This window comes from Mycobacterium sp. IS-3022 (genome assembly GCF_001500065.1).
Classification (GTDB): Bacteria; Actinomycetota; Actinomycetes; order Mycobacteriales; family Mycobacteriaceae; genus Mycobacterium.
This window is the reverse complement of sequence record NZ_LQIN01000003.1, coordinates 162045-174058: the sequence shown is the minus strand read 5'-3', so window position 1 is coordinate 174058 and position 12014 is coordinate 162045. Positions and strand designations below refer to the sequence as shown.

The following is a 12014-nucleotide window of genomic DNA, read 5'->3' as shown; positions in this document are numbered from 1 at the left end:
GAAAAAGAGGCAGGCAAAAAACAACAACAAACAAAAACCACCAAACACACTATTGAGTTCTCAAACAACACACCCGCCTTTGGGGCAACCCTGCCAGTCTATACCGATCTGGACAGCGACGTCAAACCCCGTCCGCCAGTCCGATTGGCCTGGGGCCGTGGGCTTCTCACAAGAGGATACGCCAGTTGCGGCCAAGTCCCAAAGCCGCCACCTTCAAAGTGGTCCGAGCGAGCGGCGGGCTCAGAGACCAGCCGCGATCAGGCCACCCGCTCGATTTCGGCGCCCAGGCTCTGGAGGTTTTCCACGAACAGCGGATAACCCCGGTCAATGTGGAACACATCGTGAACCTCGGTATCACCGTCGGCGACCAGCCCGGCCAGCACCAGCCCGGCGCCGGCGCGGATGTCCGAGGACCAGACCGGCGCACTGGAGAGCTGCGGAATACCCCGGACAACCGCATGATGACCGTCGGTACGGGCATCGGCTCCCAGGCGCACCATCTCCTCGACGAACCGGAACCGCGCCTCGAAAACGTTCTCGGTGATCATCGACGTGCCGTCGGCGATCGACGCCAGCGCGATCGCCATCGGCTGCAGGTCGGTGGGGAAGCCCGGGAACGGCAGCGTCGCGACGTTGACCGCCTTTGGCCGTTCGTATTGGACCACCCGGAACCCGTCGTCGGACTGCGTCACCGTGGCACCGGCGTCATGCAGCTTGTGCAGCACCAGCTGTAGATGCTGCGGGTCTACTCCGGTGACCGAGATGTCGCCGTGCGTCATCGCCGCGGCGATCCCCCACGTCGCCGCGACGATGCGGTCACCGATCACCCGGTGCTCGGTGGGATAAAGCCGCTCGACGCCGGTGATCGTCATCGTCGAGGTGCCCGCGCCCGTGATCTGCGCGCCCATCTGGTTGAGCATCGCGCACAAATCGACGACGTCGGGTTCGCGCGCGGCGTTGTGGATCGTGGTGACGCCCTCGGCGACGACGGCCGCCATCAGAATGTTCTCGGTGGCGCCGACGGAGGGAAATTCCAACTGGATCTCGGCGCCGCGCAGATGGTCCGCCTCGGCGACGACGCAGCCGTGCTCGATGTTGCAACGCGCGCCCAGTTGGCGGAGGCCGGCCTGATGCATGTCCAGCGGACGCGATCCGATCGCGTCGCCGCCCGGCAACGCCACCTTGGCCCGCTTACAGCGGCCGACCAGTGGGCCAAGCACGCACACCGATGCGCGAAATTGGCGGACGGCGGCAAAGTCGGCGTCGTACTTCGGTTCGTCGGGCGAGGTGATCCGCACGACGTCGCTGTCGAGTTCCACGGTGGCCCCCAGGCCTCGGAGGACCTCGGCCATCAGCGGCACGTCGAGAATGTCAGGGCAATTGGTGATCGTGCTGGTGCCTTCGGCAAGCAGCGTGGCGGCCATCAACTTCAGAACGCTGTTCTTGGCCCCCCCGACGGCTACTTCGCCCGATAACCGGTTTCCGCCGGTCACCACGAATCGCTCGCTCACGCGGGTTAGTTTAAACAGCGCCGCTGGCCGTGTCAGTTTCCTCGGCTACGCGTTCCGGTACGGTTTCACCATGGCGGTCCATCTGACCCGGATATATACACGCACGGGCGATGACGGCACCACTGGGTTGAGCGATTTCAGCAGGGTATCGAAGAACGACGCCCGCCTCGTGGCGTATGCCGATTGCGACGAGATCAATGCCGCCATCGGGGTGGCGATCGCCCTGGGAAACCCCAGCGAGCAAATCTCGAAGGTTCTCAAGCAGATTCAGAACGACCTGTTCGATGCGGGCGCTGACCTGTCGACACCGCTGGTCGACAAACCCGAACATCCGGCGCTGCGGATCTCCCAGAGCTACATCGACCGGCTGGAAGCGTGGTGCGATGAGTTCAACGAGTCGCTGCCCGCGTTGAATTCGTTTGTGCTGCCGGGCGGTACGCCCCTATCGGCGCTTCTGCATGTGGCCCGTACAGTAGCCCGCCGCGCCGAGAGGTCGGCGTGGGCGGCGGTGGAGTCGCACGGCAATTCGGTCAGCGTGTTGCCCGCGAAATACCTGAATCGGCTGTCGGATCTGCTCTTCATCCTGTCCCGGGTCGCCAATCCCGAGGGCGATGTGCTGTGGCGACCGGGCGGTCCGGCAACGGATTAGAAGCTACGGCGTCGCGCCCGAGGCGACGGCCTGGACTCCAGCCAGGACAGAAACGCCGTCAGCGCACCGCGATCCAATGCGATTTCATAGCCGCGGCGACGTTCCGGGCTGATGTCACGCAACTCCAGCACCACGATCTCGTCGGTCATGATGTCGAACTCGTCGCCACGAGGTGCCCGCCGCGAGACGATCTCGAGACCGCGGCGGCTCAGTCGGCGATCCGGCCACCACCGCAGGCTCGACAACCGGTAGAAGCCGGCTTCGCCGCCGCGATAACGCATTACACCGTGACGCCACCCGTGGCCGCCGACAGCCGGGACGTCCCGCAGGATCGCCGCGGTGCCACCCACCTGCCGTAGCTTCCACAGCCGGTAGGACAGCGCGACGACGACCAGGAGCAGCACGCAGATCAGCGCGACCATGGTGACCATGAGCGCGCTCACCGGCGGCCGCTAGTCGATCTGGCCCAGGGCGCGAAGCCTCGCTCTACCCTTGGCAGCTGTTGCGGCGTCGTCGGATTCGGCGTCCCGCCGCGCGCCTTCGGCATTGATCTCGGATTCGAGCTCGGCCGACTCCGCGAGGATGATCACCCCTTCATCGGTGACCGACATGAATCCGCCGTCGACCGCGATGCGCAGATCGTCCTCGCCCTCCCGCTCGACGCGCACCATGGCGTCGTCGACGAGCTGGGCGACCAGCGGTATGTGACGAGGCAGGATGCCGATCTCACCCGCGGTGGTGCGGGTGAAGAGGAACGTCGCCTTGCCTGACCAGATTTCCCGCTCGACGGCGACAATGTCGACGTCTAGTTCCGCCATTGCTATTCGCCCTTGTCGGAATCGTCGCCCTTGTCGGAATCGCCGTTCGAGTCCGTCTGCGTCGGGGCGCCGTCGCCGCCACCGTCGTCCATCTTCGCGCCCAGGCTCTCGGCCTTCTTCTCCAGATCCTCGAGACCGCCGATGAGGAAGAACGCCTGCTCGGGCAGATGGTCGAAATCGCCCTTGGTCAGCTTGTCGAAGGCTTCGATGGTCTCCTTCAGCGGAACGGTCGAACCCGGCTGGCCGGTGAACTGCTCGGCCGCCATCATGTTCTGCGACAAGAAACGCTCGATGCGACGGGCGCGCTGCACCAGCTGCTTGTCCTCCTCAGCCAGCTCGTCGATACCGAGAATCGCGATGATGTCCTGAAGGTCCTTGTAGCGCTGCAGGATTCGGATGACTTCCTGCGCGACGCGGTAGTGCTCGTCGCCGACGACGCTGGGATCGAGGATCGTCGAGCTGGACGCCAGCGGATCCACCGCCGGGAAGATGCCCTTGGAGAACACCGATCGGCTCAGCTCCGTGGTCGCATCGAGGTGAGCGAACGTGGTCGCCGGGGCCGGGTCGGTGTAGTCGTCGGCGGGCACGTACACGGCCTGCATCGAGGTGATGGAGTGTCCGCGGGTCGACGTGATGCGCTCCTGCAGTTCGCCCATCTCGTCCGCCAACGTCGGCTGATAGCCCACCGCGGAAGGCATCCGGCCGAGCAGCGTCGAAACCTCCGAACCCGCCTGGGTGAACCGGAAGATGTTGTCGATGAACAGCAGCACGTCCTGGCCCTGCTCGTCGCGGAAGAACTCGGCCATAGTCAGCGCCGACAACGCGACCCGCATACGCGTGCCGGGCGGCTCGTCCATCTGGCCGAACACCAGCGCGGTGTCCTTGAGCACGTCGGCATCGGCGAGCTCCACCCACAGGTCGTTGCCCTCGCGGGTGCGCTCACCCACGCCGGCGAACACCGAAGTGCCACCGAAGTTTCGGGCGATGCGGTTGATCATCTCCTGGATCAACACGGTCTTGCCGACGCCGGCACCGCCGAACAACGCGATCTTGCCGCCGCGGACGTAGGGGGTGAGCAGGTCGACGACCTTCAGGCCGGTCTCCAGCATCTCGGTGCGGGGTTCGAGGTGGTCGAACGCCGGCGGCTTGCGGTGAATCGACCAGCGGTCGAAGTCTCTACCGTAACCGGGCTCGTCCAGGCAGTCACCGAGCGCGTTGAACACGTGGCCCTTGACGCCGTCTCCGACCGGGACCGAGATCGAGCTGCCGGTGTCGGTGACCTCGACGCCACGAACAAGCCCGTCGGTCGGTTGCATCGAGATGCAGCGCACCAGGTTGTCGCCGAGGTGCTGGGCGACCTCGAGTGTCAGCGTCTTCGCCAGTTCCTTGTAACCGATCTCGGCGTGCAGCGCGTTGAACAGTTCCGGCACGGAGCCGCGCGGGAACTCGACGTCGACGACCGGACCGGTGACACGTACGACGCGCCCGGCGGTGTCGGTGCTGGTCTTCTTTTCAGCAGTAGCAGTCATGTTTTTCTTCGCTTTCTGGGGCTACTTTGAGGCGGCGTCCGCAAGCGCGTTCGCGCCACCGACGATTTCGCTGATTTCCTGGGTGATCTGAGATTGCCGTTCGCGGTTGGCCATCAGGGTCAGATCCTTGATGAGGTCGTCGGCGTTGTCGGTCGCCGACTTCATGGCGCGTCGGCGCGAAGCCGACTCCGACGCCGCCGCCTCGAGCAACGCGGCGAAGATGCGGGTGGAGATGTACCGCGGCAACAAAGCACCGAAAAGCGTTTCGGCGTCCGGCTCGAAGGAGAACAGCGTCTGCGGGCCGGTGTCCTCCTCGCTGTACTCCACCACCATCGGTGCGATCCGGCGCGCGATCGCCGTCTGCGACAGCATCGACCTGAACTCGGTGAACACGATGTGCAGCTCGTCGACGCCGAGGACGTTGTCGGCTCCGGGATCATCGCCTTCGTCGTCCATACCGGCCGTGAAGGCGTCGACCAACGTCGTCGCGATCTCCTGCGCGTTCTCATAGTCGGGCCGCTCGGAGAAGCCAGTCCACGACTCCTGAATGTCCCAGTTACGGAAGCTGTAGTACCCCAGAGCCTTTCGCCCCACCACATACAGAAGGGGTTCCTTGCCCTCCGAACGGAGTAGCGAGAACAGTTCCTCGGACCGCCGGAAGATGTTCGCGTTGTATGCGCCTGCGAGCCCGCGGTCCGACGACACCACCAACACGCCGGCCCGCCGAGGGTTCTCGCGCGCGACGAGCAGCGGGTGATCCAGCGCGCTCGCGCTCGCGAGTTCGGTGAGCATGTTGGTGATCTCGCGGTCGTAGGGCCGAGCCGCCTCGACTCGGGCCTGCGCTTTGGCGATCCGCGACGTCGCAATCAGCTCCTGGGCTTTGGTGATCTTCTTGATCGAGCCGGCGGAGCGGATACGGCCGCGCAATTCGCGCAGTGTGGCAGCCATCTGCTTTTCAGGCCTTACTTCTTCTTCGGTGCGGGCTTGCGGACCTTCACCGATTCCTTCTCGACGTCTTCCTCATTCATCGCCTCGACATGCTCGTCGGGCACGACCGAGCTGCCGTCCGTGGTGTCGAAGCCCTTCTTGAAGTCGTTCACGACTTTCTCGAGCTTCTCCTCCAGCTCCTCGGAGAGCTTCTTGCTCTCCCGGATCTCTTTGAGGATTCCCTCCTGCGAGCCCTTCACGTGTTCGAGGAACTCCCGCTCGAACTTCTGAACGTCCTCGACGGGAACCGAATCCAGATGGCCGCGGGTGCCCAGGAAGATCGCCACGACCTGTTCCTCGACCGGCATCGGGCTGTTCTGCGGTTGCTTGAGCAACTCGACGAGCCGCGCGCCGCGGTCCAGCTGCGCCTTCGACGTTTCGTCGAGGTCAGAGGCGAAGGCTGCGAACGATTCGAGTTCGCGGTACTGCGACAGATCCAGGCGCAGTGAACCCGCCACCTCTTTCATGGCCTTGATCTGCGCGGCGCCACCGACACGCGACACCGAGACGCCGACGTTGATCGCCGGGCGCACGCCCTGGTTGAACAGGTCGGTCTCCAGGAAGCACTGACCGTCGGTGATCGAGATGACGTTGGTCGGGATGTAGGCCGAGATGTCGTTGGCCTTGGTCTCGATGATCGGCAGACCGGTCAACGAGCCGCCGCCCAGTTCGTCGGACAGCTTCGCGCACCGCTCCAGCAACCGCGAGTGCAGATAGAACACGTCGCCGGGGTAGGCCTCGCGACCGGGCGGCCGGCGCAGCAGCAGCGAGATGGCACGGTAGGCCTCGGCCTGCTTGGTCAGGTCGTCGAACACGATCAGCACGTGCTTGCCGTCGTACATCCAGTGCTGGGCGATCGACGAGCCGGTGTACGGCGCAAGCCATTTGAAGCCGGCGGAGTCGGATGCCGGTGCGGCGACGATCGTGGTGTAATCCATCGCACCGCCCTCTTCGAGGGTCTGGCGCACGCTGGCGATCGTGGTGCCCTTCTGCCCGATCGCCACGTACACGCAGCGGACCTGGAGGTCGGGGTCGCCGGACTCCCAGTTCTGCCGCTGGTTGAGGATCGTGTCCACGCACACCGCGGTCTTACCGGTCTTGCGGTCGCCGATGATCAGCTGACGCTGGCCGCGACCGATCGGGGTCTGCGAGTCGATCGCCTTGATACCGGTCTGCAACGGTTCACTGACGCCTTGGCGCTGCACCACCGACGGTGCCTGCAGCTCGAGGGCGCGACGTTCGGTGGTCTCGACCTCGCCGCGGCCGTCGATCGGCTGGCCCAGCGGATTGACCACGCGACCGAGGAAGCCATCGCCCACCGGAACCGAGAGAACCTCGCCGGTGCGCTTGACCTGCTGACCCTCTTCGATCTTCTCGAAGTCGCCGAGGATGACGGCGCCGACGCTGTGCTCGTCGAGGTTCAGTGCGACGCCGAGCACGCCACCGGGGAACTCCAGCAGCTCCTGCGTCATGACCGAGGGAAGCCCCTCGACGTGGGCGATACCGTCGCCCGCGTCGATGACGGTGCCGATCTCTTCCCGCTCGGTGTCCGCCTCGAAGCCGGCGACATACTCCTCGATCGCGCCCTGGATCTCGTCCGCCGAGATCGTCAACTCTGCCATGGTTCGTCTTCCTACTTCGTGTGGTGGGTCTTGGGTGGTCGGGTCAGTCGGGTAGGTGGGTCTCGGCCGCCGCCAGCTTCGACGCCAGCGAGCCGTCGATCACCTCGTCGCCAACGGCGATGGTCAAGCCGCCGAGCAACGCGGGGTCCACGGCCAGCTGGATGGACACCGGATGGCCGTAGATGCGGGTGAGCACCTCGGTGAGCCGCTCACTTTGCTCGTCGCTCAGTTCAGCGGCCGCACGAACCTGCGCGACGATTTCGCCGCGCCGGGAAACGGCCAGATTCGCCAGTTCGCGAACGGCCTCGTCGGCGCGATCACCATGCAGCAGGTCGAGCGTCTGGCGCAGCAGATCCGCGGTGTTCTTGTTCGCCTGGCGCCCGAGCACGTTGTTCAGCAAGCCGATTCGGCCATCCAAGGGTGCGGTGTACTCGCTGAGCAGCGTTATCAGCCGCGGCTCGGAATCAAGAATGCGACTGAACCGGAACAGCTGGTCTTCCACATCCTCGATCTGGCCGTCTGCCTCGGCGCGCACCAGCAACGCCAACCTGGCGGCGTGCTGGAGGCCGTGGATGAGATCGCCCGTCGTCGACCAGCGCTGCGACACAGCGGTTTTGAGGATCTCCAACGCGGAGTCGGAGACCTTCCCGGAGAGCAAGCGCTCGATGACCTGGATTTTGGGGTCGGCATTGCTCGACGGGTCGGCAAGATGCCTGGCGAGTACGGCCTCGCGGCGCAACAGTTTCGCCGATGACGTCAGATCGGTCGCCAACTTCGTCAGCGCGTCGGCGTCGAGACCGGAAACGACTCCGTCGAACCGTTCGACCACCTGGGACAATGACTCACGGCTCGCCGCGCGGAGTTTCGCAGTGGCAGCGTTCGAGAACGTCGTCGTCGACGGAGCCATCTCGTCGAGATCGGCGAGGAAGCGGTCAACGGTCGCGGACAGCTCGGAACCATCGGAGACGAAGTCGCGCACGATGTCGCCGGCCCGCTGGACCGATTCCGCGCCTAGGCCCTGCCGTAGCTCGCGAACCAGCTGCTGGCGCAGCAGTTGAACCTGTTGCGCGCCCTGGATTTTGATCCGCTCCAACTCCTGGTCGGCCTGGGCGCGGAGCTGTTCTGCGATCCGCTCGGCATCGTGACGGGCCTCTTCGATCACCGCCGCAGCTTCGGCTTTGGCCTCTTCCAACGCCTTTGCGTGTTCGGTGTCGGCGTCGGCCACCTTCTTCTCGGCCTCGGCATGCTCCTCGAGCTGTCGACGGACGGTCTCCTTCTGGTTGGTCATCATGCGCCGCACCAACGGCACGACGAAACGCCACAGCAGGAACACGATGACCGCGAAGCCGATCAGCTGTCCGATGAATGTCGACATGCGACTACCGCCCCTGACCCGTCGAGACCGGCACTGTCCGAGTGGTCACGTCGACGCCGAGCACGCGGCTCGCCAGGTTCGCTGCCAGCGTTTCGACCGATGCTTGAAGGTCGGTCGTCACCGCCAGTGACTGTCTCGTGAGCTCCTCGTTGGCCTGCTGGAGCAGACCCGATACTTCCGCGTTGGCACGGGTGCGCGCCTCGTCGACGATCTGGCGTCCCTCGGCGCGGGCTTCCTCGCGGACGTTCGTCGCATCGCGGCGCGCGGTCGCCATCACCTCGCGGTAATCGGCCTCGGCGGCAGCCCGCAGTTGGGCTGCCCGCCGATTGTCCTCAATCGTCTTCTGCACCATGGCTTCGCGCTCGCGCAACACCTTGGAGATCGGTGGCACAACCCACTTCGCGATCACGCCGAGCACGATCAGGAAGATGAGCAGCACGAAGAAGAAGGTGCCGTTGGGGATGAGGAAGTTGCTTTGCCCGCCTCCCTCTGCCGCCAACAGAACGACGTTCGAGTCAGCCATGGCCGGCATTAACCCCCGACCGGGGTGGCGAACACGAACAGCGCCATGAACGCCAAGTTGATGAAGTACGCCGCCTCGACCAGACCGACCGTGATGAAGAACGGAGTGAACAGTCGGCCCTGGGCCTCGGGCTGGCGAGCGATGCCGGCGATCAGCGCGTTACCCGCGATGCCGTCACCGATACCGGCGCCGATTGCGCCGCCGGCCATGATCAGTCCACCGCCGATGAGCGCGCCGGCAGCGATAGTGGGATCCATTCCTTATCCTCCTTGGTAACTGGTAGCTGTGCTACCAGGCTGTGGGTCCTGCTGGGTGGGGCGGCTAGTCATGATGCTCGTCGAGCTCCATCGACTGGCTGAAGTACAAGATCGTCAGCAGCGCAAAGATGAACGCCTGGATCGCACCGACGAACAGGTCGAAGCTCTTCCAGATCGCGTTCGGCAGCCACATGATGTACGGCGGGAACAGCGCGATCAGCGCCACCAGGATGCCGCCGGCGAAGATGTTGCCAAAGAGTCGCAGCGACAACGAGATCGGCTTCGCGAGCTCCTCGACGAGGTTGATGGGTGCCAGGATCGCGACGTGGCCCTTGAGTACCCGCCACGGGTGGCCGAGCGGGCCGCGGCGCCAGAAGCCCGCCGCGTGGTAGCAGATGAACACGAACAGTGCGAGCGCGAGCACGAAGTTGATGTCCGAGGCCGGCGGTTTGAGCACCTCGTGAATCGCGCCGGTGGAGTCGGTGTACTGCCACGGGAACACCGACAACCAGTTCGCCACCAGAATGAAAACGAACAACGTCACCGCGAGCGGCAGCACGAACGGTGCGATCTTCATCCCGATCGCGGCCTCGACCTGGTTGCGCGTCTGAACGGTGATCGCTTCCCAGAACAATTGCACGCCACTGGGCACACCGGTCGAGGTGACCTTCGCGCGCAGGTAGAACGCCAGCCCGAGCACGATCACCGCCGCGATGGCCGTCGCCAGCAGCGTGTCGGTGTTCACCGTCAGCCCGAACCAGTGGGCCTCCGTGTGGTGGCCGACCTGGATGCCGGATTCCGCGGCGAGGATTGTGGTCTGACCCGCTTGGCCGGCGACCTCAAGTCCCGTCATTGCTGCGCCCCTTCGATCTCATCAGCTGGGCCTTCCTTGAGCTTCTTCATCACCGGCAGCGCCGTGGAAACAACAAGCAATACCTGGAAGAGCGCCATCCCAAACACCACGCCCAAGCCCTGCGGCCGGAAGACGAACGCGATGGTCAACCCGATGACCGTCATGATCAACAGCCGGGTGGCGGAGTTCAGCGCCATCTTGCGTTTGAGCGGATGCGCCTCGGCGGTGATCGCATCCACCGAGCGCTGCACCAGGACGGCGTTGAGCAAACCCAATCCGAGCCCTGTGCCGAAGAACACGCCGACCATGGGATGGCCGAGCAGAGCGGCCGCCGCGGTCACCAGTCCGGCGAACACCACGCAGATCGCAAGCAGGCGCAATGGCCGAAAGGCAACGGAGGGAAACACCAACGGCGCGTCTTGCGCTGGCGTCGTCACTACTTCACCTCAATCCGCGGTCACGGTGGCTGCCCCGATGATGTGCGTGCGTGGCGCACTGAGCGTATCGGAGGGCGGTTGGCTCGCCGGAATCACCCACGGGGCAGCTCCCTTTGTCGGTCGTTGTTCCGTGTCGATCGGTTCTGCACCGACGACCCGGAGGCCGGCAACCCGCGAGGTTTTTTCGGGTTCTGTTTGCACCCTAACACATGGTGGGAGGCATAAAAGAGGGTCTACTACTTTTCGTCGTACATTTCCTCGAACTGGCCGTTTCGACGGCCCAGAAGAGGGATCAGCGTCACGACGACGGCGACCAGAATCGCCCCCAGCATGACCGCGCCGCTGTAGCGGGGATCGAAGAAAATCGTGCTGGCAGCGCCGAGCGCGACGATGCCCACCCATAGATAGATCAGCAACACCACCCGACGGTGCGAGTGGCCGATCTCCAGCAACCGGTGATGCAGGTGCATCTTGTCCGGGCTGAAGGGGCTCAGACCCGCGCGGGTGCGCCGGATGATGGCCAACAGCATGTCCAGTGCGGGCACGAACATGACCGCCACCACGAGTAGGAACGGCGACAGCAACGCGAACACGTCGCGCACCCCGTACGCCGTCTGCGAGATCGGTCCGGCCGCGGTCGTGGAAGCCGCGGCGAGCATCAGGCCGATGAGCATCGACCCGGAGTCACCCATGAAAATTCTCGCGGGATGGAAGTTGTGCGGCAAAAATCCCAGACACGCGCCGGCGAGCACCACGGAGATGACCGCGGGAGGGTAGAACAACACGTCCCCGCCGTGGTCGCGCAGCAACCCGACGGAGAAGATGCAGATCGCCGACGCGGTGATCAGCCCCAGGCCGGCGGCGAGCCCGTCGAGACCGTCGACGAAGTTCATCGCGTTGACGATCGCGACGGTCAACGCCAACGTCAGCAGGATCGACGACACCTGGTCGAGCACGATGGTGCCCACGCCGCCGATCGGGATGTAGAGGACACTCCACGCCACCCCCATCGTGACGAGCACGCTGGCCGCCGTGATCTGACCGGCGAACTTGGTCAACGCGTCCAGCCCCCAGCGGTCGTCGATCAGGCCGACGACCATGATCAGCCCGCCCGCGACGACGACTGCGGGCATCCCCGACGAATAGACGAATCCGCGCGTCAGCGCCGGCAGCTGCGACGCCAGGAGGACGGCAACCGCGACGCCGATGTACATCGCCAGGCCACCCATTCGGGGCGTCGGCTCGTGATGGACGTCGCGGTCGCGTGGATAGGCAACAGCGCCGAGCCGGCGCGCCAGCACCCTGACCCACCCGGTGGCGAAGTACGTGATGATCGCGGCGGTCAACCCGACCAGTGCGAGCTCCCGGATCGGTACGCCCGCACCGCGATCGTCGAGTGCCAGCAGTGTGTCGGTCGCGTAGACCACCGGTGAACCGTACTGCACCAAACTCA

At 64.9% G+C, this 12014-nt stretch carries 13 protein-coding genes; 1 reads left to right on the top strand and 12 read right to left on the bottom strand.

All coding sequences use genetic code 11. The features are described from left to right. Positions 1 to 257: 257 nt before the first annotated feature. Positions 258 to 1511 (bottom strand): UDP-N-acetylglucosamine 1-carboxyvinyltransferase, encoded by a 1254-nt coding sequence (murA, locus tag AU188_RS05035; protein ID WP_059162625.1) that lies wholly within the window; start codon positions 1509 to 1511, stop codon positions 258 to 260. 70 nt (positions 1512 to 1581) lie between these two features. On the opposite strand from murA, the gene AU188_RS05030 reads away from it, so the two are divergent. Then, positions 1582 to 2160 carry a cob(I)yrinic acid a,c-diamide adenosyltransferase gene (locus AU188_RS05030; RefSeq protein WP_059162624.1) on the top strand — a complete coding sequence of 193 codons (579 nt, stop codon included), beginning with the start codon at positions 1582 to 1584 and terminating at the stop codon, positions 2158 to 2160. Here the strand turns inward: AU188_RS05030 and AU188_RS05025 are convergent. The 11 genes from AU188_RS05025 to AU188_RS04975 all read right to left on the bottom strand — a co-directional run bounded on the left by AU188_RS05025 (position 2157) and on the right by AU188_RS04975 (position 12009). Beyond that, on the bottom strand, positions 2157 to 2603 hold the full coding sequence (locus AU188_RS05025) for a DUF2550 domain-containing protein (protein WP_172799395.1): 447 nt from the start codon (positions 2601 to 2603) through the stop codon (positions 2157 to 2159). The two genes, AU188_RS05030 and AU188_RS05025, sit on opposite strands and share 4 nt — an antisense overlap. A gap of 9 nt (positions 2604 to 2612) precedes the next feature. After that, entirely contained in the window at positions 2613 to 2978 is a 366-nt protein-coding gene (locus tag AU188_RS05020; RefSeq protein ID WP_059162623.1) for a F0F1 ATP synthase subunit epsilon, read from the bottom strand. A 2-nt stretch (positions 2979 to 2980) separates the two neighbouring features. Continuing rightward, positions 2981 to 4507 (bottom strand): F0F1 ATP synthase subunit beta, encoded by a 1527-nt coding sequence (atpD, locus tag AU188_RS05015; RefSeq protein ID WP_059162622.1) that lies wholly within the window; start codon positions 4505 to 4507, stop codon positions 2981 to 2983. A gap of 21 nt (positions 4508 to 4528) precedes the next feature. After that, entirely contained in the window at positions 4529 to 5455 is a 927-nt protein-coding gene (locus AU188_RS05010; protein WP_059162621.1) for a F0F1 ATP synthase subunit gamma, read from the bottom strand. 14 nt (positions 5456 to 5469) lie between these two features. After that, on the bottom strand, positions 5470 to 7116 hold the full coding sequence (gene atpA, locus AU188_RS05005; RefSeq protein WP_059162620.1) for a F0F1 ATP synthase subunit alpha: 1647 nt from the start codon (positions 7114 to 7116) through the stop codon (positions 5470 to 5472). A 43-nt stretch (positions 7117 to 7159) separates the two neighbouring features. Then, positions 7160 to 8491 carry a F0F1 ATP synthase subunit B/delta gene (locus tag AU188_RS05000; RefSeq protein ID WP_059162619.1) on the bottom strand — a complete coding sequence of 444 codons (1332 nt, stop codon included), beginning with the start codon at positions 8489 to 8491 and terminating at the stop codon, positions 7160 to 7162. Between the two features lie 4 nt (positions 8492 to 8495). After that, on the bottom strand, positions 8496 to 9014 hold the full coding sequence (locus tag AU188_RS04995; RefSeq protein WP_059162646.1) for a F0F1 ATP synthase subunit B: 519 nt from the start codon (positions 9012 to 9014) through the stop codon (positions 8496 to 8498). A gap of 8 nt (positions 9015 to 9022) precedes the next feature. Next, positions 9023 to 9271 (bottom strand): F0F1 ATP synthase subunit C, encoded by a 249-nt coding sequence (locus AU188_RS04990; protein ID WP_059100228.1) that lies wholly within the window; start codon positions 9269 to 9271, stop codon positions 9023 to 9025. A gap of 64 nt (positions 9272 to 9335) precedes the next feature. Further along, positions 9336 to 10124, bottom strand: coding sequence for a F0F1 ATP synthase subunit A (gene atpB, locus AU188_RS04985; RefSeq protein WP_059162618.1), 789 nt, complete (start codon positions 10122 to 10124; stop codon positions 9336 to 9338). Continuing rightward, on the bottom strand, positions 10121 to 10561 hold the full coding sequence (locus AU188_RS04980; protein ID WP_059162617.1) for an ATP synthase subunit I: 441 nt from the start codon (positions 10559 to 10561) through the stop codon (positions 10121 to 10123). Before AU188_RS04980 ends, atpB begins: the two co-directional genes overlap by 4 nt. Before the next feature lie 236 nt (positions 10562 to 10797). Then, positions 10798 to 12009, bottom strand: a complete 1212-nt coding sequence (locus AU188_RS04975) for a glycosyltransferase family 4 protein (protein WP_216636166.1) — start codon at positions 12007 to 12009, stop codon at positions 10798 to 10800. Positions 12010 to 12014 lie beyond the last annotated feature (5 nt).

What these genes read in the sequence shown, in the direction of transcription:
- AU188_RS05030 (WP_059162624.1), top strand. Translation starts at nt 1,582, where the DNA reads ATGGCGGTCCATCTGACCCGGATATATACACGCACGGGCGATGACGGC.
- AU188_RS05020 (WP_059162623.1), bottom strand. Translation starts at nt 2,978, where the DNA reads ATGGCGGAACTAGACGTCGACATTGTCGCCGTCGAGCGGGAAATCTGG.
- atpD (WP_059162622.1), bottom strand. Translation starts at nt 4,507, where the DNA reads ATGACTGCTACTGCTGAAAAGAAGACCAGCACCGACACCGCCGGGCGC.
- AU188_RS05010 (WP_059162621.1), bottom strand. Translation starts at nt 5,455, where the DNA reads ATGGCTGCCACACTGCGCGAATTGCGCGGCCGTATCCGCTCCGCCGGC.
- atpA (WP_059162620.1), bottom strand. Translation starts at nt 7,116, where the DNA reads ATGGCAGAGTTGACGATCTCGGCGGACGAGATCCAGGGCGCGATCGAG.
- AU188_RS05000 (WP_059162619.1), bottom strand. Translation starts at nt 8,491, where the DNA reads ATGTCGACATTCATCGGACAGCTGATCGGCTTCGCGGTCATCGTGTTC.
- AU188_RS04995 (WP_059162646.1), bottom strand. Translation starts at nt 9,014, where the DNA reads ATGGCTGACTCGAACGTCGTTCTGTTGGCGGCAGAGGGAGGCGGGCAA.
- AU188_RS04990 (WP_059100228.1), bottom strand. Translation starts at nt 9,271, where the DNA reads ATGGATCCCACTATCGCTGCCGGCGCGCTCATCGGCGGTGGACTGATC.
- atpB (WP_059162618.1), bottom strand. Translation starts at nt 10,124, where the DNA reads ATGACGGGACTTGAGGTCGCCGGCCAAGCGGGTCAGACCACAATCCTC.